Source organism: Variovorax paradoxus, assembly GCF_040544635.1.
Taxonomy (GTDB): Bacteria; Pseudomonadota; Gammaproteobacteria; order Burkholderiales; family Burkholderiaceae_C; genus Variovorax; species Variovorax paradoxus_R.
The window spans coordinates 69,475-91,392 of sequence record NZ_JBEPKJ010000003.1 but is presented as its reverse complement, the minus strand read 5'-3'; the positions used below and the strand labels follow the sequence as shown (position 1 = coordinate 91,392).

Below are 21,918 nucleotides of genomic sequence, written 5' to 3'. Positions count from 1 at the left end.
GGGCAAAAGAAGAAGCGGGCTTCAGCCCTCGGCGCCGAATTGCGCGTCGAGCTCCTGATGGGCCGGCAGGCCGACGATGCGGGTGAAGTCGGCATAGGCGAGCGACGGCACGTCGCGCGGCGTGCCGTCCTGCCGCAGGCGGGCCAGTGCCTGTTCGACGGCCAGCGCGGCGCTGAACAAGGCCGTTACCGCATACAGCACCACGGCGAAGCCCATGCCCTGCAGGTCGGATGCGGTCAGCGCGGTGGTTTCGTTGCCGTCGACGATGGAGACGATCTTCGGCCCGGGCAGGCGCCGGGCCACGGCCTCCACCTCGGCGATTTTCTTGATGCCGTCGACGAAGACCAGGTCGACGCCCGCGTCCTGCCAGCGCAGGGCGCGCGCCAGCGCCTCGTCGATGCCGGCGGCGGGCAATGCGTCGGTGCGCCCGATGATCAGCATCGGGTCGCTGCCGCGCGCGGCCACCGCACAGCGCAGGCGGCGCTCGTTCTCGCGCGCGTCGATCAGCCGGATGCCGGCCATCTGCCCGCAGCGCTTGGGCGCCACCTGGTCCTCGAGATGGATGGCGGCCACGCCGGAGTGAACGTACTCGCGCACGGTGCGCTCGATGTTCGATGGGCCGCCGTAGCCGGTGTCGGCATCGGCGATCACCGGCACGCCGACGGCGCGCACCATGTCGCGTGCGTGGCCGGTCATCTCGGTCTGGGTCAAGAGGCCGATGTCGGGCTGGCCCAGCCGCGACGCGGTGGCGCCGAAGCCGGTCATGTAGATCGCGGGGAAGCCGGCGCGCTCGATCTGGCGTGCGCTCAGCGCGTCGTAGGCACCCGGTGCCTGGACGATGGGGCCGGCGGCGAGCAGCGCCTTGAGGGACAGTGCGGGATGGGTCATGGCATCAGCTCATCATCAGGCCGCCGTCGATGTTGATCGACTGGCCCGTCATGTAGTCGGCCGCTGGCGAGGCGAGGAACATCGCCAGGTCGGCCACGTCGCCGGGCGTCTGCGCGCGGCCCATCGGCACGGCGGCCACGCGCTGCTGCCACGCCTGGCCCTGGGGCACGCCCTGCAGGTCGGTCCAGTCGCGGTCCATGCGCTGCCACATGTCGGTTTCCACCAGGCCGGGGCAGATCGCGTTGACGGTGATCTGCGGCGCGAAGCTGATGGCCGCCGACTGGGTGAGGCTGATCACCGCCGCCTTGCTGGCGCGGTAGTGCGGTATCACCGACGCGATCGGGCCGGCGCCGCTGCGCCCGGCGATGGAGGCCATCAGCAGGATCTTGCCGCGCGGCCGGCCTTCGGCCAGGGGCGGCTGCGCGAGCATCTGCCGCGCCGCCGCCTGCAGCGTGAGGAAGCTGCCCTTCACGTTGACGCCGAGCATGCGGTCCCAGTCGCCGCCGTCCAGTTCGAGCAGCGGCTTGAGCTGCATGATGCCGGCGTTGCAGATCATCACGTCGAGGCGGCCGAAGGTGGCGACCGTGCGCTCGACCAGCGTGGCGCAATGCTCGGCGCGCGTCACGTCGGCCGCGACGCCCAGGGTCTGCAGTTCGTCTGCTGCGGCCGCGCAGGACGCTGCATCGATGTCGGAAACGACCACCCGCGCGCCTTGTGCACAGAAGGCGCGTGCCAGCGCCCGGCCGATGCCCTGGCCGGCGCCGGTGATCGCCACCACCGTCCCTCCGTGGGCCGCCGTCTGCGTCATGGCGCCGCCTTGCGTTGAAGCGGCTCGCCGGCAACGTAGGTGCGGTTCCACACCGGCGAGATCACCAGCTCGTTGATGCACACGTGCGGCGGCATCTCGGCAATGAAGCGGATCGTGCGCCCCAGGTCCGCCTCCTGCAGCATGCGCGCCTTGTCCGCTTCGCTGGGCTGCACCGGCCGCTTCTTCAGGATCGGTGTGGCGACTTCGCCCGGGCACAGCGCGGTCGCGCGCAGGCCGTTGACGCACTCCTCGATGTTGAACGAATGCGTGAGCGCGATCAGCGCGGCCTTGCTGGCGGTGTAGGCGGGGCCGGTCAGGTATTCGTAGTGCCAGCCCGCGAAGGAGGCGACGTTGATCACAGTGCCCTCGCGGCGCGCGCGCATGCCCTTGGCCACGGCCAGCGTGCAGTAGGTGGCGCCGTTCAGGTTGACGGCGACCACCTGCTCGAACGTGGGCGCGTCGGTTTCGCACCAGTAGCGCTTGGGGAAGTTGATGCCGGCGCTGTTGACGAGGATGTCGATGCGACCGAACTCGGCCTCGATGGTCTGTGCCACCGTGGCGACGGCCGGGGCGTTCGCCACGTCCAGCGGCGCGGCCTTGATGGCGCCGCGCGGCGCACCCAGGCGCTCGGCGGCCTCGATGGCCGCGTCGAGCTTGGGCGCCTCGCGCCCGGAGATGACGACCCGGCAGCCGGCACGCGCCAGATCGGTTGCGCCGGCCAGCCCGATGCCGCTGCCGCCGCCCGTGACCCAGGCGACTTTTCCTGAAAGACTCATCGCGGGACCTTTCGCCTCAGTTGCTGGCGCGAATGCGCTTGAGCTCGGAAGTGACCATGGTGATCGCCTCGTCGCCGATGGCCTTGGCGTGTCGCTCGTAGATCACGCTCGAGCGCTCGCGGATGCGCTGCATCTCGGCCGGCGCGATCTCGTTGACCGTCATGCCCTTGGCCCTCAGGCTGTCCACGCTGCGCGCTTCCATCGCGCGGTTGGCGCGGCGCTGCTCGTCGCGGCCCTGCAGCGCGCATTCGCGCAGCGTGGTCTGCTCCTGTGGCGAGAGCGTGTCCCAGATCTTGCGGGAGAACAGCACCAGCGTGGGGCTGTACGCGTGCTTGGTCAGCGTGAGGTACTTCTGCACCTCGTAGAACTTCATGTTCTCGATGTTGGTGAAGGGGTTCTCCTGGCCGTCCACCGTCTTGGTCTCGAGCGCCGAGTAGACCTCGGTGAAGGCCATCGGCACGGCGTTGCTGCCCAGGGTCTTGAAGGTGTCGAGGAAGATGGTGTTCTGCATCACGCGCATCTTCACGCCCTCGAAATCCTCCACCTTGTTGATGGGCCGCTTCGAGTTGGTCGTGTGGCGAAAGCCGTTCTCCCACCAGGCGAGGTTGACCAGCCCGACCGCCGGCAGCTTGGCGGCGAACCATTCGCCGGCCTTGCCGTCGAGCACCTTGTCGGCCTCGCTGGAGGTGTCGAAGAGAAAGGGCAGGTCGAACACGCCCAGCGCCGGCACGATGGAGACCACCGGCGCGGTCGAGGTGATCACCATGTCCAGCGAGCCCGTGCGCACGCTCTGCGTGCTGGTGAGGTCGCTGCCCAGTGCGCCGTCCCAGAAGGGCTGGATCTTCATCTTGCCGCCGCTCTTCTCGAGCGTGCAGGCGCCCATCTTCGCAAGGCCGTTGCCCATCGGGTGCTCCTTGCTCACGCCGTTGGAGACGCGGAAGTTGCGCTCCTTGAACTGCGCCTGCGCGGCGCTGGCTGCCACGCCGGCAGCCAAGGCCACCGCAATGAATCGGCAAAGGCGGGATTGAATCGGCATCGTAGGTCTCCTGGTTGTATGAAAAATCAGCTCAGCCACTTGAGCGGCACCAGCACGAGGTCCGGGAACAGCACCAGCAGCAACAGCACGAAGAGTTCGGCCCACAGGAAGGGCCACAGGCCGCGCATCAGGTCCTTCATCGAGATCTTGGCCACGCCGCACATCACGTTGAGCACGATGCCCACCGGCGGCGTGATCAGGCCGATGGCGTTGTTCATGATGAACAGCACGCCGAAGTACACCGGATCGATGCCCGCCTGCTTGACCACCGGCATGAGCACGGGCGTGAGGATCATCAGCGTGGGCGCGAAGTCGAGCGCGGTGCCGACGATCACCACGATGACCATGATCACGAACATCAGCAGGATCTTGTTGCCCATGAAGGGCTCGAGCATTGCGGCCACCTGGGCCGGCACGTCGGAGGTGGTGATCAGCCAGGCCGACACCAGCGCCGCCGCAATCAGGAACACCACCACGGCGGTGCTCTTGGCCGCCGACACGAGGAGGCCATAGCACTGGCGCATGTTCAGCTCGCGATAGACGAAGGCGCCGAGCACGAAGGCGTAGACGCAAGCCGCCACGCCGGCCTCGGTGGGCGTGAAGATGCCGAACTTCAGACCGCCGATGATGCCCAGCGGCATCAGCAGCGCCCAGATGCCGTCGACCGCGGCGCGCCCGCGCGCGGCCATCGACTGGCGCGGCTGCACCGTCACCTTGTCGCGCCGCGCCACCCACTGCCAGGCGATGACCAGCGAAACCCCCATCAGCAGCCCCGGCGCGATGCCGGCCAGGAACAGCTTGCCGATCGACACGTTGGCGATGACGCCGAACACGATCAGTCCGATCGACGGTGGAAGCACCGGCGCGATCACGCCGCCGGCGGCAATCAGTCCGGCCGAACGCGGCACGTCGTAGCCGGCCTGGCGCATCATCGGAATCAGCATTGCGCCGATGGCCGCGGCGTCGGCGGCCGCGCTGCCGGAGATTGCCGCCATCACCACCGAGGCGAAGATCGCCACCAGCCCGAGGCCGCCGCGCAGATGGCCGACCCAGGCCAACGCGAAGTTGACGATGCGGCGCGAGATGCCGCCGGCGTTCATCAGCTCGCCGGCCAGCATGAAGAAGGGAATGGCCAGCAGCGGAAAGCTGTCGGCGCCTTCCACCAGTTTCTGCGACAGGATGGTGGTGTCGATCTGGCCCTGAGAGACCATCAGCGCGCCGCCGCAGATCAGCAGGGCGAAGGCGATCGGCGTGCCCAGCATCATGGCGCCGAGCAGCGACAGCGTGAAGACGGCGATCGTCATGGCCGAACTCCCGGTTGGGCGGCGTCGTGCGGCATTTCCTCGCTCTCCATCACCTGCACCAGCTCGTCGTCGCGCAGCCGGCCGCTGGCGATGCGCCACAGCGCGTGCAGCGCATGGGCGCCGATGGCCAGGCTGGTCAGGTAGCCGACGCCGAAGACCCAGATCATCGAGATCTCGGTGACCGGCGCCTTGGTGGTCGCATTGACCTCGTGCTGCTGCCAGGTGCCCCAGAACAGCATGGCGCAGCACACCAGCACGATCGTCTGGCTGGCAACCAGGCAGGCCAGCTTGCCGCGCCGCGACAGGCGGACGACGAAGCCGTCCATGCCCAGGTGGGCGCCGTCGCGCATCGCGACGATGGCGCCGATGAAGGTGAGCCAGACGAAGAAGATGCGCGACAGTTCTTCCGACACCTGGATGCCCGAGTTGAAGGCGTAGCGCAGCACCACGTTGCCGAACACCATCAGCACCATGCCCAGCAACAAGGCCGCCAGCACGGCCTCGATGCCCTTGAACACGCGGTCGATGAAGAGGCGGCCCATGGTCACACCACCTTGCCGGGGTTGAGCAGGCCCAGGGGATCGAGGGCGGCCTTCAGCGTCTTCATCAGCGCGATTTCCTCGGGGCTGCGCGCATGGCCGAGCCAGCGCTTCTTCGCGGTGCCGATGCCGTGTTCGGCCGACACCGTGCCGCCGTATTCGCGAACGAGGCCGTAGATCACCTCGTCCATCGCGTCCTTGGGCTGCTGCTCGACCGACAGGCCGGGAACCCAGGCGACAAGGTGCAGGTTGCCGTCGCCGATGTGCCCGTAGTAAACGCTCTCGCAGCCGGGAATGCGCGCGGCCAGCGCCGCCTTGCAGGCGCGCACGTAGGCGTCCATCGACTTCACGGCCAGCCCGACGTCGTAGGAAACGTGCGGGCCCAGCGCGGGGAAGAACTCGGCGCACGCGTCGCGCAGCGCCCAGAACGCTTGCGTGTCGGCCACCGACTGCGCCACCGCCGCGTCGGCCAGCGCGCCGTCTTCCATCAGCTGCTCGAGCCAGCGCTGGAAACGCGGGCCGTCGATCGCCTCGTCGGTGCCCTGCATTTCGACCAGCACGTAGTGCCCATGCCGTGCACTGCCGGTCAGCGGATCGCGCACGCCCACGCGCTCGGTCACCACCTGCCAGTAGTCGGGCCACATCACCTCGAAGGCCGAGAGCAGCGGACCGAGCCCGCCGCGCGCGGCGCCCAGCAGGCGCACCACGCCGTCGTAGTCGGGCAGGGCGCACAGCGCCGACAGCGTGCAGCCCGGCTGGGGGTGCAGGCGCAGCACGATGCGGGTGATGATGCCCAGCGTGCCCTCGCTGCCGATGAACAGGTGCTTGAGGTCGTAGCCGGCGTTGTTCTTCAGCATCTTGTTGAGGCTGGTCATTACCGTGCCGTCGGGCAGCACCACCTCCAGGCCGAGCACCAGTTCGCGCGCCATGCCGTAGCGGATCACGCGGTTGCCGCCGGCGTTGGTCGACAGATTGCCGCCGATGGCGCACGAGCCGCGTGCGCCCAGGTCGAGGGCGAAGTAGAAGCCGGCCTCGGCCGCCGCGCGCTGCACCAGTTCGAGCGGCGTGCCGGCCAGTACGGTCATCGTGGCGCTGGCGGGATCGATCTCCTCGATGCCGACCATGCGCTCCAGCGACAAGGCAACCCAGCCGTCCTCGGGGCGGGCGCCGCCGCACAGGCCGGTCAATCCTCCCTGGGGTACTACCGAGAGGCCGGCCTCTCGGCAGGCCTTCAGCGCTGCAGAAACGCCTGCCGCATTCACCGGGCGGACGACAGCCAGCGGATGTGCCGGCGGCTGTGTGCTCCAGTCGTTGCGGTTGCGCTCGGGTACATCTTCACCGATCAGTACGCAGGTCGCGCCGAGGGCCTCGCGCAGCGCGAGCAAAGGCTGTGGCACAGCCGCGGGGGATGCAAGAGTCATGGCCATCCGTTCGAAGAAGTTGGCCTTATCATCTTGTATGTAAGGTACTAGAGCATCAGTATTTCCCCCGACTTCCGATTGCCGCCGCAGGTCGGCTATAAGCAACGCGGTCGTTCCTGCCCCGTTTCACCAGTCCCATCGCACCGTGCCTCCAACCAACCGATTCAAGATCGAAGCCCCGAAATCACTCGCCTCCCAGGTGGCGCAGCGCCTGCGCGAAGCCATCATCGACGGCGAATTCGCCCTGGGCGCGATGATTCCGGAGGAGTCGCTCGCAACCTCCTTCGGCGTCAGCCGCACGCCGGTGCGCGAGGCGCTGAACCTGTTGCAACTGGCGGGATTGGTGGTGATACGGCCGCAGCGCGGCAGCTACGTGTTCGAGCCCAGCGAGGCCGACATCACGGCCATCTGCGAGTTCCGCTGCCTGCTGGAGCCACGCGCGGCCGAACTGGCGTACCAGAACGCGCGCGACGCCGCGGCCGCGGCGCTGCAGGCGGCAATCGACGAGATGGAGGAGGCGCGCACGGCGCGCGATGCGGTGCGCTATGGGCGGGCCGACACGCGGCTGCACGAGGCCTTCTTCGAGCACTGCGGCAATCCGTACATGCAGGCCGCGTATGCGACCGCCGCGACCAAGATCGCGGCGCTGCGCACGCACCTTTCAGCACCGGCCGATGTACTGCACACGGCGGGCTTCGAGCAGCACTCGCAGCTTCTCGCGCTGTTTCGCGCCGGCGATTTCGTCAAGTTCGAAAAGCTCATGCGCGCCCATGTCACGGGCACGCGCAACAGCTATGTCGCCAGCCTGAAGACGCGGACCGCCGCGTAAAAAAAGCTCAGGCCAGCAGGTCGCTCAGCGTGCGCGCGATCACCTTGGTGGCGCGGCGCAGGTCTTCGAGCAGCACGCGCTCGTCGCTGCGCTTGGCGTGCGACTCGAGCACGGTGCGCGGGCCGGCACCGTAGATCACGCCCGGAATGCCGGCTTCGCCGTAGAGGCGCACGTCGGTGTAGAGCGGTGTGCCCATGGCCTTGACCGGCTCGCCGAATACAGTTTGCCCGTGCTTCTGGATGGCGTCGACCAGCGGCTTGTTGCCGGCCAGCGGCTTCATCGAATTGGCGAGCAGCAGGCGCTTGATTTCCACCGTGATGCCGGCGCCGTCCGTTCCAAAACTGGCGGCCGCATCGGCGATCACCTTGCGGATCGTCGCCTCGACCTCGACCGGGTTTTCTTCGGGGATCATGCGGCGGTCGAGCTTGAACACGACCTTGCCGGGCACCACGTTGGTGTTGGTGCCGCCTTCGATGCGGCCCACGTTGAGGTACGGGTGCGTGATGCCCTCGACCTTCGACGTTACCTGCTGGTAGAGCGTGTTCTGCGCATAGAGCGCATTGAGGATCTTCACCGCGCCCTGCAGCGCATCGACGCCGGTGGTGGGAATGGCCGCATGCGCCATCTTGCCGTGCACCGTCACTTCCATCTGCAGGCAGCCGTTGTGCGCGGTGACCACTTCGTAGCTGAAGCCCGCCGCGATCATCAGGTCGGGCCTGGTGAGCCCCTGCTTGAGCAGCCAGCCCGGGCCGAGGATGCCGCCGAATTCTTCGTCGTAGGTGAAATGCAGTTCCACGCTGCCCTTGGTCGGCTTGGCCACGGCTTCGAGCGCGCGCAGAGCGAAGGTGAAGCTCGCGAAGTCGCTCTTGCTCACGGCGGCCGCGCGGCCGTAAAGGCTGCCATCGGCAATTTCGCCGCCGTAGGGGTCATGCGTCCAGCCTTCGCCGGGGGGCACCACGTCGCCGTGCGCATTGAGCGCCACGGTGAGGCCGCCGCTGCCGTAGGGTCGGCGCACGATCAGGTTGGTGATCGATTCGAGGCCGTAGTCCTTCACTTCCTGCTCGGGTACCGCATGTTTCTCGGCGTCCAGGCCGAAGTCCTTCAGCAGCTCGGCCGTGCGCTCGGCGTGCGGCGCGTTGTTGCCGGGCGGCGTATCGGTGGGCACGCGCACCAGTTGCTGCAGGAACTGCACTTCCTCGTCGAAGTGCGCGTCGATCCAGGCGTCGAGCTTGGCGTAGTCGGTCATGTTTTTTCTTTTCAGTGAGCTTGTTCGGCGGCGAGGTTGTCGAGCAGATGCTGGAAGGCTTCGACCGCGAGCTGAATGTCGTCGTTGGTGCTCGATTCGAGCGGGTTGTGGCTGATGCCCGAGTTGATGCCGCGCACGAAGAGCATGGCCTGCGGCATCACTTCGTGCAGCTTCATCGCGTCGTGGCCGGCGCCGCTGGGCATGCGGAAAAGCGGAATGCCGAGGGCATCGACCGCCTTCTCCCAGCGCTGTTGCCATGCGGGTGCGCTCGGTGCGGCGGAGGCCCGCATGCTTTCCTCGATTTCGTAGCGCACGCCGCGGCGTGCGCAGATGGCCTTGAGTTCGGCGAGCACGTCGGCGGTCAGCGCATCGCGCTGTGCATTGTTCGGCGCGCGCATGTCGAGGCTGAACTTGCAGAGCCCCGGCACCACGTTGATCGAGCCGCTCGGCACTTCGAGCATGCCGACGGTGCCGACGGAGTCGCCGTCTTTCGCGGCGCGTTGCTCGGTGTAGAGAATGAGTTCGGCCACCGCGGCGGCGGCGTCGCGCCGGCGGTCCATCGGCGTGGTGCCGGCATGGCTGGCCGTGCCGATGACCTCGCCCACGTAGCGCACGCCGCCGTTGATGGCGGTGACGATGCCCAGCGGCAGGTCGAGCTCGGTGAGCACCGGGCCCTGCTCGATGTGCACCTCGACAAAGCCCAGGTAGCGGGCCGGGTCGCGCTGGATCTTCGGGATGTCTTCCTGCTTCAGGCCCGCGTGCTGCATGGCCTCGCGCATGGTGATGCCGTCGGCATCCTTCTGGTCGAGCCAGCGCTGGTCGAAATGGCCGATGAGCGCGCCCGATCCCAGGAAGGTGGCCTTGTAGCGCTGGCCTTCTTCTTCCGCGAAGCCGACCACCTCGAAGGCGAAGGGCAGGCGCCTGCCTTGGCGCTTGAGCTCGCGTACGCAGGCCATCGGCACGAAGATGCCCAGGCGCCCGTCGTACTTGCCGCCGTTGCGCACGGTGTCGTAGTGCGAGCCGGTGAGCAGTGCTTTCGCATCGGGCGTGGCCCCCTCGTAACGGCCGACCACGTTGCCGACCGCGTCGATGTGCACCGAGTCGAATCCGCAATCGCGCATCAGGCCCGAGATTTGTGCGGCGCAGGCGCGGTGCGCGTCGGTCAGGTAGGTGACGGTGAGCTGGCCCTTTTCGGCATAGCCGGGGTCGGTGTGCACCGAGAGAGCTTCCTGCCAGTCCCACACGTCGTTGCCGAGCGTGATGTCGGCGCCGAACTTGTCGTCGAGGCGGATTTCGGCAATGCGATGGATGTTGCGCAACGCCTCGCCGAGTTCGAAGGCCGGGTGGTTGAACAGCCGGCGCTCGAAGGTGTCGATGATCTCGCGCTTGGCAAGGCCCGTGCCGCGCGGCCCGCGTACCGCGAGGATGAACGGAAAGCCGAACTTCGCGTTGTAGTCGGCATTGAGCTGCTGGATCTTCGCGAATTCTGCGGGCGTGCAGTCGGTCAGGCCGGCCTTGCTCTGCTCGTTGGTCGACTCGGCCGTGAGCGTCTTGCTGACCATGGCCTTGCCCGCGAGCTCGGGGTGGGCGCGGATCAGGCCCAGCTGTTCGTCGGCCGAAGCCGCGGCCACGGCTTTCACGAGTGCGTGCTTCAGATGCGCGAGCGAGCGGAAGGGGCGCGCGGCCAGTGCGCGCTCGGCGATCCACGGCGAGTGCTCGTAGATGCCGTCGAGCAGCGCGACGGCTTCGGCCGGCGCGGCGGCGTTGAGTTGGGCGATGGTCAGGCTCATGGTCAGTTTCCTGTAACGGCCGAAGTGACGTCCGGTGTGAAAGGATGCGCCTGCTTCCAGTGCCGCGCGATGTCGACGCGCCGGCAGACCCACACGCGGTCGTGCTGGCCGATGTGGTCGAGAAAGCGCTGCAGCGCGGTGATGCGGCCGGGCCGCCCGAGCAGCCGGCAATGCATGCCGATGCTCATCATCTTGGGGCTGTTGTCGCCGGCGGGGTCGCCTTCGGCATAGAGCGCGTCGAAGGTGTCCTTCATGTACTGGAAGAACGGGTCGGCATGCGAGTAGCCCTGCGGCAGCGCAAAGCGCATGTCGTTGCAGTCGAGCGTGTAGGGCACGATGAGCTGCGGCACCACGGTGCCGTCGGTCTTCTGCACCTTCATCCAGAAGGGCAGGTCGTCGCCGTAGTAGTCGCTGTCGTATTCGAAGCCGCCGTAGTCGGCTACCAGGCGGCGGGTGCGCGGGCTGTCGCGGCCGGTGTACCAGCCGAGCGCGCGCTCGCCGGTGAGCTTTTCGATGGCTTCCATGCCCAGGCGCATGTGCTCGCGCTCGGTGGCTTCGTCGAGGTTCTGGTAATGAATCCAGCGCCAGCCGTGGCAGGCGATTTCGTGGCCCAGTTCCTTGAAGGCGTCGGTGAGCTCGGGGTAGCGTTCCAGTGCCATGCCCACGCCGAACACGGTGAGCGGCAGGCCGCGCTTTTCGAACTCGCGCAGGATGCGCCACACGCCGGCACGCGAGCCGTACTCGTAGATGCCTTCCATGCTGATGTGCCGGTCCGGAAAGCTGGCAGGGTTGAACATCTCGGAAAGGAACTGCTCGGAGCCCGCATCGCCGTGCAGCGTGGCGTTTTCGCCGCCTTCTTCGTAGTTGAGGACGAACTGCACCGCAATGCGCGCGCCGCCGGGCCATTGGGCATGCGGCGGGTTGCGGCCGTAGCCGACGAGGTCGCGCGGGTAGGGCAGGGTGGTGTCGTAGACAGTCATGGGGTCATGGAATGTTCAGGACAGTGCAAGCGAGATGTCGTTGGTCGGAACCTTGCGGTCGAACGTGAGGTTGGCCTCGACGTGTTCCAGGTGTTCGGTCATGAGGCGCACGGCGCGCTCTTCGTCGCGGGCGGCCAGCGCCTTCACGATGTCGGCGTGCTCGTCGTTGGAGTGCTCGGCCGCGCTCGTGCTCTGGTACATGAGCGTGATGAGGGCGCAGCGCGAGATCAGCTCGCCGAGTATTTGCGCCAGCACCTGGTTGCCCATGAGCTCGGCCATGCGCACGTGGAAGTCGCCCAGCAGCTCGGTGCGGCCCGAAATGTCTTCGCCCGACACGGCGGACTTTTCGAGCGCCACGTGTTCCTTCAGCGCCTTGATCTTCGCGGGCGTGACGGTGCGCACGAACTCGCGCGTCATCTCGGCTTCGAGCATGCGGCGCACCGCGAACACCTGCCGGGCCTCATCGACGGCCGGGGCCGCCACGAAGGCGCCGCGCGCGGGCTCGAGGCGAATGAGCTTGTTCTGCGAGAGCTGGAACAGCGCCTGGCGCACCAGCGTGCGCGACACACCGAAGTGGTCGGCCAGCTTCTGCTCGGCCAGCTTGGTGCCGGGCTGCAGCCGGTGCTCGACGATCGCCTTGGTCAGCGCGTCGACGATCGAACGGGTGGTGGAGGACTCCATGTTTTTCATGATAGACCCAAAGCCGGTAACTGTATACACTTTTGTCCACCGGAATTTCCCACCCCATCCGAACCTCGGTTCCATCATTGAAGGAGCGCCCCATGGGCCTGAGCACCCACGTACTCGACACAATGCACGGCGGCCCCGCCGCCGGCATGGAGGTGGCGCTGTACACCACCCACGGCGACGCCGCCACGCTGGTGAAGCGTTTCACGCTGAATTCGGACGGCCGCAGCGACGGGCCGCTCTACGACAACAACTCGCTCAAGGTCGGCACCTACCGGCTGGTGTTCGATGTGGCGAGTTATTTCAAGGCGCGCGGCGTGAAGCTGCCCGAGCCCAATTTCCTGAACAAGGTGTCGCTGGACTTCGGCGTGGCGCACACCGACCAGCACTACCACGTGCCGCTGCTCGTGAGCCCGTGGAGCTACTCCACGTACCGCGGCTCCTGAGGGTCAGTCGCCTTGTTGCTGGCCTTCGGTGAGCGTGTCGAGCTGGAAGCGCCCGCTCTTGTCCCACAGCCAGGTGTCGGTCCAGGTGACCGCGCCGAGGCGCGTGGCCGCAGGGAAGGGCGCGGCCTGCAGCACGAAGCGTTCGATCTCCGCGATGACCTCGGGTGCATGCTTGGGCGCGCGCATCCAATGCAGCGACACGACCTTGCCGCCCGCATCGAGGTGGACCTGCAGCGTGCCGACGGCGTAGAGCAGGGGCGGCAGCCGGCCGCTGTAGATGCGCGACCTGTTGGCCTCGTAGATGTGGCGTGCCGCGTCGCGACGGTACTCGCGCGCCGTTGCCGCATTCGATGCGCGGGGCACGGCGCCGGCCGTACCCCTGTCGGTCTTGGCTTCGCTCAGCTGTCCCGGAACGGTGCCGGTGCTCCCGCAGCCGGCAAGCCAGAGAGCGCAAGAAAGAGCGGATGCCGCCAAGGCGAGGCGACGGGGCGTAAGCTGACGATTCATCGCTGGGTTTATACCGTGAGTCTCATGCAACCCCGCAACCGAAGGTATCGGAAATGAACGGCATGGTCGATCAGCTGCTGGCGCGCCTTGCGCGCGCAGACGCGGTGCTGGTGCGCGTCGAATCGACGCAGGGCTCGGCGCCGCGCGAGGCCGGCACCTGGATGGCGGTGTGGGCCGAAGGGCTCACGGGCACCATCGGCGGCGGCCAGCTCGAGTTCCAGGCCACGCAGGAAGCGCGCGAGCTGCTCGCGGGCCAGCGTGCCATCGACGGCACCCAGCGCTATCCGCTCGGCCCGAGCCTGGGCCAGTGCTGCGGCGGCGTGGTGTTTCTGTCGTACCGGCGCATCACGGCCGCCGACGCGCCGGCGCTGCAACGCGACCTGGTCGCGCAGCTCAAGCCAGTCGCACTGTTCGGCGGCGGCCACGTGGGCGCCGCACTCGCGCGGCTGCTGGCGAGTTTGCCGTTCACGGTGCGCTGGATCGACAGCCGCGACGGTGTGTTCCCCGAGGCGCTGCCGGCGCAGATCGACACCGAGCACTCCGAGCCCGTGCAGGACGCCGTGGCCGCGCTCGCACCGGGCAGCCGTGTGCTGATCATGAGCTTCAGCCATGCCGAAGACCTGGACATCGTCATCGCCTGCCTGAAGCGCCTGCGCACGCACAACGACCTGCCCTACATCGGCCTGATCGGCAGCAAGACCAAGTGGGCCACCTTCAGCCACCGGCTCGAGGCGCGGGGCTTCACGCCCGGCGAGCTGGCCCGCATCACCTGCCCCATCGGCGTGCCCGGCATCACGGGCAAGGAGCCGGAGGTGATCGCCGTCGCGGTGGCGGCACAGTTGTTGCAGTCGTTGGGTTGAACAGGGTTTTCCCCGGCGGCGACGCCTTCAAAAAAGCACCCCGCCTTTTGCCAAAACTGTATACACTTTCAGTCCACAACAAGCCGCAGCGGAGCGAGGCCCATTTCATGGAGCCTGCGTTCGCGGCACTTTCTCTGCTTACAGCGCCCGCAGTGGTGAGCAGGCTGAAACCCCTTGATGGCGTCCCCGCGCGCCACGAGGGTTGAGAGAGAGCACATGGAAAGCTACTACCTCGACTGGGCCAACCTGCTGCTGCGCTGGGTCCACGTCATCACCGCCATCGCCTGGATCGGCGCCTCCTTCTACTTCGTGATGCTGGACAACAGCCTCGAGAAGCCGCAGGACCAGGAATCGCTCGACAAGGGCGTGGGCGGCGAGCAATGGGCCGTGCACGGCGGCGGCTTCTACAACATGCAGAAGTACGCGCTGGCGCCCAAGAAGCTGCCGGACCACCTGCACTGGTCGTACTGGGAGAGCTACAGCACGTGGCTCACGGGCTTTGCGCTCTTCACCATGTCGTACCTGTGGAACGCGAGCACCTACCTGATCGACAAGTCGAAGATGGACTGGCAGCCCGGCGCCGCCATCGGCGTGGCACTGGCCTTCTTCGTCGTGTTCTGGATGGTGTACGACGGCATCTGCCAGATCTTCGGCCGCCGCAAGAACGGCGACACCATCGTCGGCGTGCTGATTGCCGTCTTCATCGTCTTCGCAACCTGGCTGGCCTGCCAGTGGTTCGCGGGCCGCGCGGCCTTTTTGCTCGTGGGCGCCATGATGGCCACCACGATGAGCGGCAACGTGTTCTTCTGGATCATTCCGGGCCAGCGCAAGAACGTGCAGGCGCTGCGCGAAGGTCGGCCGGTCGATCCGGTGCACGGCCAGCGCGGCAAGCAGCGCAGCGTGCACAACACCTACTTCACGCTGCCCGTGCTGTTTGCGATGCTGAGCAACCACTACAGCTTCACCTACACGCACAAGTACAACTGGATCGTGCTGCTGCTCATCATGCTGGGCGGCGCGGCCATTCGCCAGTTCTTCGTGGTGCGGCATCGGTTCAAGCTCGGCAACGCGGGCAACCCGCTGCCGTACGCGCTGATCGGCATCGTGGTGCTGGGCCTCACCATCGTGTGGATGAAGCCCGAGCCGGCTGCGGCGCCCGCGGCTGCATCAGCAGCGCCCGCCGTGGCGTTCAAGGACGTGCAGAAGGTGCTCGAGCAGCGCTGCTTCATGTGCCACGGCGCGGCCGTGCAAATGAAGAACGTGCGCGTCGACACGCCCGACCAGGTGGCGGCGCATGCGCAGGCCATTTACCAGCAGGTGGTGGTCACCAAGATCATGCCGATGAACAACGCAACGGGCATGACGGACGAAGAGCGGGCATTGATCGGCCGCTGGTTCCAGGCGGGCGCAAAGACCAACTAGACGCAGAGATAGACCGCGGTCAAGAGAGCGGGCCGCCGTTCGCCGCACAATTGCCGGATGGAGACAAAGCAAGCCATGACCGCATCGACCTCGTCCATCGGGCCCGCTCCCGACCCGCGCGAAGCACCGCGCGCCTTCCTCGAACATCTCTACCGCGTGGCGGTGGATCGCGCGTTGCCGCTCTCCACGCTGGGCGCCCATCTGCCGAAGCCGCCCAAGGGCCGCACGCTGGTGCTCGGCGCCGGAAAGGCCGGCGGCTCGATGGTGCAGGCGCTCGAAGCCCTGTGGCCGGCCGATGCGCCGCTGTCGGGCCTCGTCGTTACGCGCTACGACCACATTCCGCCGCGCCCCGAAGGTGTGCCCCAGCGCATCGAACTCGTCGAGGCTGCGCACCCGGTGCCCGATGCGGCTGGGCAGCAGGCTGCAGAGCGCATTCTTGCGCTGACGCAGGGCCTCACGGCCGATGACCTGGTGCTGTGCCTCATTTCGGGCGGCGGTTCGTCGCTGCTGGTGCTGCCGGCCGAAGGCCTCACGCTGGCCGACAAGCAGCGCATCAACAAGCAACTGCTCGACAGCGGCGCGCACATCGGCGAGATGAACTGCGTGCGCAAGCACCTCTCGCGCATCAAGGGCGGCCGGCTGGCCGCGGCCTGCGCCCCGGCGCGGGTGGTCACGCTCACCATCAGCGACGTGCCGGGCGACGATGCGGCCGTCATTGCGAGTGGCCCCACGGTGCCCGACGCCACCACCTGCGCCGACGCGCTGGCCATCCTCGATCGCTACGGCATCGAAGTGCCGGCGCCGGTGCGCGCCCAGCTCGAAAGCGGCGAACTCGAAACCCCGAAGCCGGGCGATGCGGTCTTCAAGGGCCATGAAGTACACATGATCGCCACGCCGCAGCAATCGCTCGAAGCCGCGGCCAAGGCGGCACGCGAAGCCGGCATCGAAGCGCACATCCTCAGCGATGAAATCGAGGGCGAATCGCGCGAGGTCGGCAAGGTGCACGCGGCGCTGGCGCGCGCCGTGGCGAACCGCGGCCAGCCCTTTGCGCGGCCGTGCGTCATTCTTTCGGGTGGCGAAACCACCGTGACGATCCGGCCGCGCCAGCCCGGCCAGGCCAAGGGTCGGGGCGGGCGGGCCGGCGAGCTCTGCATGGGACTGGCCGGCGCGCTCATGGGCCAGCCGCAGGTGTGGGCGCTGGCCGCGGACACCGACGGCATCGACGGCGTGGAAGACAACGCCGGCGCCTTCGTTGCGCCCGACACGCTGGCGCGCGCCGCCGCGGCCGGCAGGAAGCTGTCGGACCATCTCGACCGCAACGACGCGTATGGCTATTTCGACGCCATCGGCGACCTGTTCGTGACCGGGCCGACGAACACCAACGTCAACGACTTTCGCGCGCTGCTGATCCTGTAGCGGCAGGAAGGGCCGGTTTCCCGGCTCCTGCGGGCTTCGCGAACTCGGGTTAATCTATGCCCCCGGCGGCAAATTGCGCCGCTGTCGCAAGCGCACCTTCCGGGTGCCGCACCGCGCATCCAGATTTCCCCTTTTTCACCATCCAGTCCTCGAAGGAAAAGTTCGCCATGACCGCCAGCTACACCGACACCCGCCTGCTGATCGACAACGAATGGGTCGACGCCACCGGCGGCAAGACCCTGGACGTCGTGAACCCGGCCACCGGCAAGGCCATCGGCAAGGTGGCGCATGCCAGCATCGCCGACCTCGACCGCGCCCTGGCCGCCGCCCAGCGCGGCTTTGAAAAGTGGCGCAACACGCCCGCCAACGAGCGCGCCGCCATCATGCGCCGTGCCGCCGGCCTGATCCGCGAACGCGCCCCCGAAATCGCCAGGCTGCTCACGCAGGAACAGGGCAAGCCGCTGGCCGAAGCCAAGGGCGAAACGCTGGCCGCCGCCGACATCATCGAATGGTTTGCCGACGAGGGCCGCCGCGTCTACGGCCGCATCGTGCCCTCGCGCAACCTGGCTGCGCAGCAGCTGGTGATCAAGGAGCCGCTGGGCCCCGTCGCCGCGTTCACGCCGTGGAACTTCCCCATCAACCAGATCGTGCGCAAGCTCGGCGCCGCACTGGCCACCGGCTGCTCGTTCCTGGTGAAGGCGCCCGAAGAAACTCCGGCCTCGCCCGCCGCGCTGCTGCAGGCTTTTGTCGATGCCGGCATTCCGCCTGGCACCGTGGGCCTGGTGTTCGGCAACCCGGCCGAGATTTCGAACTACCTGATTTCGCACCCGATCATCCGCAAGGTAACCTTCACGGGCTCCACCCCGGTCGGCAAGCAGCTGGCCGCGCTGGCCGGCTCGCACATGAAGCGGGTCACCATGGAACTGGGCGGCCACGCACCGGTCATCGTGGCTGAAGACGCCGACGTGGCCCTGGCCGTCAAGGCCGCGGGCGCCGCCAAGTTCCGCAATGCGGGCCAGGTCTGCATTTCGCCGACCCGCTTCCTGGTGCACAACAGCCTGCGCGAAGAATTCGCCCGCACGCTGGTCAAGTACACCGAAGGCCTGAAGCTCGGCGACGGCCTGACCGAAGGCACGACCCTCGGCCCGCTCGCCAACGCGCGCCGCCTCACGGCCATGGCCCACGTGCTGGACGATGCGCGCAAGAAGGGCGCGACCGTGGTCGCCGGCGGCGAACGCGTCGGCGACACGGGCAACTTCTTCGCACCCACCGTGCTGACCGACGTGCCGCTCGATGCCGACGTGTTCAACAACGAACCCTTCGGCCCCATTGCAGCGATCCGCGGCTTCGACACGCTCGAAGAAGCCATTGCCGAGGCCAACCGCCTGCCGTTCGGCCTGGCTGGCTACGCTTTCACCAAGTCGATCAAGAATGCGCACCTGCTGAGCCAGAAGCTCGAGCTCGGCATGCTGTGGATCAACCAGCCCGCCGCGCCGTCGCCGGAAATGCCGTTCGGCGGCGTGAAGGATTCGGGCTACGGCTCCGAAGGCGGCCCCGAGGCGCTTGAGGCTTACCTGAACACCAAGGCTGTTTCGATCATGAGCATCTGAGCGGTTCGTTCAGATCGCCTAGGTTCTTTTGAAAGGCGGCATTGCTTCGGCGGTGCCGCCTTTTTTGCGTCGTTGTTCAGGGCGGCGCTCCCGCCGACGGGGTACCTTGCTCCGCGAATGTCCCCCGGCCTGCGGCCTCCTCCTTTATTTCGCTGCGCAAGGCACCCCATCGACGGGTGCGTTGCAAAGAGCGGTCGTTGATCAGCGGAACACCAGCAGCGCGTCCATGTGCACAGGGCATCGGGTGCTCCCCGCAGCGAAATAAAGGAGGAGCCGAAGGCGGGGGACATTCGCGGAGGGGAGTACCCGGTGGCCTTTGCACAAGCCCTGAACAGCAGCGCCCCCAACAGAGCGCCCTGACAAAGCAAAGACAAAAACGTCACTGCCACCCATACCGCCGCGCGTACCAACCCTTGACCGTCTGCGTGAGCGTTGCATAGCCGGCCAGCATCGCGGCCAGCCATGGAAAGTAGGCCAGCGGAAGCGCCTGCAGCCTGAAGTAGTGCGCGAGCCGCCCCATCGGCAGCCAGATACCCGCTGCGGCAATCGCGGCGCCCATGGCCAGCAGCGGCCAGGCGGCGCGGCTTTGCAGGAAGGGGATTTTTCGCGTGCGGATCAGGTGCACGATCAGCGTTTGCGACAACAGGCCTTCGACGAACCAGCCCGACTGGAACAAGGTCTGGTGAGCAACCGTGTTGGCCGAGAACGCGAACCACATCACGGCGTAGGTCAGGATGTCGAACACCGAGCTCAGCGGCCCGAAGAACAGCATGAAACGGCCCAGGTCGGCCGGATTCCAGCTCTGCGGCTTGCGCAGGAACTCGGCGTCGACGTTATCGAACGGAATCGCGATTTGCGACACGTCGTACAGCAGGTTCTGCACCAGCAGATGCAAAGGGAGCATCGGCAGAAACGGCAGGAACGCACTCGCCACCAGCACCGAGAACACATTGCCGAAATTCGAGCTCGCCGTTAGCTTGATGTATTTGAGCATGTTGGCGAACGTGCGCCGGCCTTCCACCACGCCTTGCTCCAGCACCATCAGGCTCTTCTCGAGCAGGATGATGTCGGCCGATTCCTTGGCCACGTCCACCGCGCCGTCCACCGAAATGCCGATGTCCGCGGCGCGCAGCGCGGGCGCGTCGTTGATGCCGTCGCCCATGAAGCCAACCACGTGCCCGTTCGCATGCAGCGCGTGCACGATGCGCTCCTTGTGCGCCGGCGTGAGCTTGGCGAACACCTGGTGCCGTTCGACGAGCGTGCGCAGCCCCGCGTCGTCCAGCGCTTCGATCTCCCGGCCGAGCACGACATGGCCGGCTTCGATACCCACGTCGCCGCAGACCTTGCGCGCGACCAGTTCGTTGTCGCCCGTCAGCACTTTCACCGCCACGCCGTGCTCGGCCAACGCGCGCAGCGCGGGCGCGGTCGACTCCTTCGGCGGATCGAGAAAGGCGACATAACCCAGCAGCGTGAGCGCGGATTCATCGGCCACGCTGTAGGCGGGGTGCGGAGCGCTTTGCGCTCCACTGGTAACCACGCGGCTGGCCACGGCCACCACGCGCAGGCCCTGGGTGTTGAGCTCCGACGCAATGCCGTGGATGCGTGCGAGCAGGCTGGCGTCCAGCGGCAGCACATCGTCGCCGCGCTCGACCGAGGTGCAGGCCGAAAGGATCTCTTCCAGCGCGCCCTTGCAGATCAACAGATGCTCGCCGCCGCCGTTCTCCACCACGACAGACATGCGGCGGCGCGAGAAGTCGAAAGGCACTTCGTCGATCTTTCGCCAGGCCGTTTGCAGCCGCGTCTCCGGCTGCATCTCGGCGTGGCTCAGCACGGCCTTGTCGAGGAGGTTTTTCAGGCCTGTCTGGTGAAAACTGTTCAGGTAGGCCATCTGCAGCACGTGGTCCGAGGTTTCGCCCCAGGCGTTGGTGTGGCGCTCCAGCACGATGCGGTCCTGCGTCAGCGTGCCGGTCTTGTCGGTGCACAGCACGTCCATGGCGCCGAAGTTGTGAATCGCCTCGAGCCGCTTCACGATCACCTTCTGGCGCGACATCACCACCGCGCCCTTGGCCAGCGTGGCGGTCACGATCATCGGCAGCATCTCGGGCGTGAGGCCGACCGCGATCGATAGCGCGAACAGCGCCGCCTCCCACCAGTCGCCCTTGGCCACGCCGTTGATCACCAGCACCAGCGGCGCCATTACCAGCATGAAGCGGATCAGCACCCAGCTCACGCGGTTGATGCCGGCCTGGAATGCGCTGGTGCCCTGGTCGGTGGCGGTCACGCGCTGCGCGAGCGCGCCGAAGAACGTGCGGCTGCCGGTGTGCACGATGAGCGCGGTGGCGGTGCCGCTGATCACGTTGGTGCCCATGAAGAGCAGGTTCTCGCGTTCGAGCACGCCGGCTTCGTCGCTGCCGCGGTCGATCGAAAACTTCTCGACGGGCATGGCTTCGCCCGTCAGGGCGGACTGGCTGATGAACAGGTCCTTGGCATTCAGCAGCCGGCAATCGGCAGGGATCATGTCGCCCGCCGAGAGCGCGATCACGTCGCCCGGTACCAGGTCGCGCATCGGCACTTCGACGCGCACCGTGCCCGCGTGCGTGGGAGTGGAGTCGAAGCCTTCGTCGCCCGCATCGCGTGCGTCGCCGGCCTCCCGGCCCGGCACGGGCCGCAGCACGGTGGCCGTGTTGCTCACCATGGCCTTGAGCCGCTCGGCCGCCTTGCTGGAGCGAGACTCCTGCACGAAGCGCAGCACCGTCGACAGCACCACCATGCTGCCGATCACGAGCGCGGCCTTCATGTCCTCGGTAACGTACGAGACCAGCGCCAGCACGGTCAGCAGGAGGTTGAAGGGGTTGCGGTAGCACTGCCACAGATGTACCCACCAGGACAGCGGCTGCTCGTGGCGAACCTCGTTGCTGCCGAGCCGCTGGCGCAGCGCCTGCGCCTGGCTTTCGGCCAGGCCTTGCGGTGAACTGTGGAGGCTGGCGAGCATTTCGCCGGCATCGGTGCGCGCCGCAGTGGCCAGTGCCCTTGCGATGTCGGGGGGCATGGCGGCCGGGGCGGCGCCGGCGGGCTTCGAGCCCAGCAGTGTCTGCCAGCGCTCGAAATGATGCAGCATGCGGCGGCTGCGCAGGAAGCTCTCGAAAAGGGACTTCAGGACGTTCTTCATGTTTTTTTCCTTCACGGCGCTGGCCGCGAAGGGAAGAACCTCCCGCGTCAATCAGGCGTGGGAGTCCCCTTGCGGCGCGGTGCGCTGCATCTCGTTGTTATCGATCGGTCGGAACATGGGCGGCGCGCAGGGGCGCCAATGAGAAGCGGGGTCCATGGAAGGCCTCCTTGTTTCTTGCTTGCGG

19 protein-coding genes are annotated in these 21,918 nt (G+C 67.2%); 6 read left to right on the top strand and 13 right to left on the bottom strand.

Annotated elements, in window-relative coordinates; translation table 11 throughout:
- Positions 1 to 21: 21 nt before the first annotated feature.
- Genes ABIC94_RS06210 through ABIC94_RS06180 form a run of 7 tightly spaced genes read right to left on the bottom strand, consistent with a single transcriptional unit; the run spans position 22 to position 6,772 of the window.
- Positions 22 to 888, bottom strand: coding sequence for an isocitrate lyase/PEP mutase family protein (locus ABIC94_RS06210; protein WP_354372146.1), 867 nt, complete (start codon positions 886 to 888; stop codon positions 22 to 24).
- Between the two features lie 4 nt (positions 889 to 892).
- On the bottom strand, positions 893 to 1,696 hold the full coding sequence (locus ABIC94_RS06205) for an SDR family NAD(P)-dependent oxidoreductase (RefSeq protein ID WP_354372145.1): 804 nt from the start codon (positions 1,694 to 1,696) through the stop codon (positions 893 to 895).
- Positions 1,693 to 2,472 (bottom strand): SDR family oxidoreductase, encoded by a 780-nt coding sequence (locus ABIC94_RS06200; protein ID WP_354372144.1) that lies wholly within the window; start codon positions 2,470 to 2,472, stop codon positions 1,693 to 1,695. The genes ABIC94_RS06205 and ABIC94_RS06200 overlap by 4 nt, the downstream gene beginning before the upstream one ends.
- A gap of 16 nt (positions 2,473 to 2,488) precedes the next feature.
- Positions 2,489 to 3,508 (bottom strand): TRAP transporter substrate-binding protein, encoded by a 1,020-nt coding sequence (locus tag ABIC94_RS06195; protein ID WP_354372143.1) that lies wholly within the window; start codon positions 3,506 to 3,508, stop codon positions 2,489 to 2,491.
- A gap of 26 nt (positions 3,509 to 3,534) precedes the next feature.
- Positions 3,535 to 4,812: a TRAP transporter large permease gene (locus tag ABIC94_RS06190; RefSeq protein WP_354372141.1), complete on the bottom strand. Its 1,278-nt coding sequence runs from the start codon at positions 4,810 to 4,812 to the stop codon at positions 3,535 to 3,537.
- Entirely contained in the window at positions 4,809 to 5,354 is a 546-nt protein-coding gene (locus tag ABIC94_RS06185) for a TRAP transporter small permease (protein WP_354372140.1), read from the bottom strand. The genes ABIC94_RS06190 and ABIC94_RS06185 overlap by 4 nt, the downstream gene beginning before the upstream one ends.
- A gap of 2 nt (positions 5,355 to 5,356) precedes the next feature.
- Entirely contained in the window at positions 5,357 to 6,772 is a 1,416-nt protein-coding gene (locus ABIC94_RS06180; protein ID WP_354372139.1) for an FAD-binding oxidoreductase, read from the bottom strand.
- Between the two features lie 145 nt (positions 6,773 to 6,917).
- Between ABIC94_RS06180 and ABIC94_RS06175 the strand changes: the two genes are divergently transcribed.
- Entirely contained in the window at positions 6,918 to 7,601 is a 684-nt protein-coding gene (locus ABIC94_RS06175) for a GntR family transcriptional regulator (protein ID WP_354372138.1), read from the top strand.
- Positions 7,602 to 7,608: 7 nt separating this feature from the next.
- On the opposite strand, the gene ABIC94_RS06170 is transcribed toward ABIC94_RS06175, so the two are convergent.
- The 4 genes from ABIC94_RS06170 to ABIC94_RS06155 are packed head-to-tail and all read right to left on the bottom strand — an operon-like array spanning position 7,609 to position 12,298.
- Complete coding sequence (locus tag ABIC94_RS06170) at positions 7,609 to 8,847, bottom strand: M20 family metallopeptidase (RefSeq protein ID WP_354372137.1); 1,239 nt, start codon at positions 8,845 to 8,847, stop codon at positions 7,609 to 7,611.
- 11 nt (positions 8,848 to 8,858) lie between these two features.
- A complete protein-coding gene (gene uraD, locus ABIC94_RS06165; RefSeq protein ID WP_354372136.1) occupies positions 8,859 to 10,637 on the bottom strand; it encodes a 2-oxo-4-hydroxy-4-carboxy-5-ureidoimidazoline decarboxylase in 1,779 nt (592 codons plus the stop codon).
- A gap of 2 nt (positions 10,638 to 10,639) precedes the next feature.
- Positions 10,640 to 11,617 (bottom strand): allantoinase PuuE, encoded by a 978-nt coding sequence (gene puuE / locus ABIC94_RS06160; RefSeq protein ID WP_354372135.1) that lies wholly within the window; start codon positions 11,615 to 11,617, stop codon positions 10,640 to 10,642.
- Positions 11,618 to 11,632: 15 nt separating this feature from the next.
- On the bottom strand, positions 11,633 to 12,298 hold the full coding sequence (locus tag ABIC94_RS06155) for a GntR family transcriptional regulator (RefSeq protein WP_225612662.1): 666 nt from the start codon (positions 12,296 to 12,298) through the stop codon (positions 11,633 to 11,635).
- Positions 12,299 to 12,399: 101 nt separating this feature from the next.
- On the opposite strand from ABIC94_RS06155, the gene uraH reads away from it, so the two are divergent.
- Positions 12,400 to 12,750 carry a hydroxyisourate hydrolase gene (gene uraH, locus ABIC94_RS06150; RefSeq protein ID WP_354372134.1) on the top strand — a complete coding sequence of 117 codons (351 nt, stop codon included), beginning with the start codon at positions 12,400 to 12,402 and terminating at the stop codon, positions 12,748 to 12,750.
- Positions 12,751 to 12,753: 3 nt separating this feature from the next.
- Here the strand turns inward: uraH and ABIC94_RS06145 are convergent, their stop codons facing one another.
- Positions 12,754 to 13,257 (bottom strand): hypothetical protein, encoded by a 504-nt coding sequence (locus ABIC94_RS06145; protein WP_354372133.1) that lies wholly within the window; start codon positions 13,255 to 13,257, stop codon positions 12,754 to 12,756.
- Positions 13,258 to 13,310: 53 nt separating this feature from the next.
- Between ABIC94_RS06145 and xdhC the strand changes: the two genes are divergently transcribed.
- The 4 genes from xdhC (at position 13,311) to ABIC94_RS06125 (ending at position 18,565) form a co-directional block, all read left to right on the top strand.
- Positions 13,311 to 14,117, top strand: coding sequence for a xanthine dehydrogenase accessory protein XdhC (gene xdhC / locus ABIC94_RS06140; RefSeq protein WP_354372132.1), 807 nt, complete (start codon positions 13,311 to 13,313; stop codon positions 14,115 to 14,117).
- A gap of 216 nt (positions 14,118 to 14,333) precedes the next feature.
- Positions 14,334 to 15,539, top strand: coding sequence for a urate hydroxylase PuuD (locus tag ABIC94_RS06135; protein WP_354372130.1), 1,206 nt, complete (start codon positions 14,334 to 14,336; stop codon positions 15,537 to 15,539).
- A 75-nt stretch (positions 15,540 to 15,614) separates the two neighbouring features.
- The gene (locus tag ABIC94_RS06130) at positions 15,615 to 16,955 is read left to right on the top strand and encodes a glycerate kinase type-2 family protein (RefSeq protein WP_354372129.1); all 1,341 of its coding nucleotides are present in this window, start codon (positions 15,615 to 15,617) and stop codon (positions 16,953 to 16,955) included.
- A gap of 167 nt (positions 16,956 to 17,122) precedes the next feature.
- Positions 17,123 to 18,565, top strand: a complete 1,443-nt coding sequence (locus ABIC94_RS06125) for an NAD-dependent succinate-semialdehyde dehydrogenase (RefSeq protein WP_354372127.1) — start codon at positions 17,123 to 17,125, stop codon at positions 18,563 to 18,565.
- A 379-nt stretch (positions 18,566 to 18,944) separates the two neighbouring features.
- On the opposite strand, the gene mgtA is transcribed toward ABIC94_RS06125, so the two are convergent.
- Complete coding sequence (gene mgtA / locus ABIC94_RS06120; RefSeq protein ID WP_354372125.1) at positions 18,945 to 21,734, bottom strand: magnesium-translocating P-type ATPase; 2,790 nt, start codon at positions 21,732 to 21,734, stop codon at positions 18,945 to 18,947.
- Positions 21,735 to 21,918: the final 184 nt, after the last annotated feature.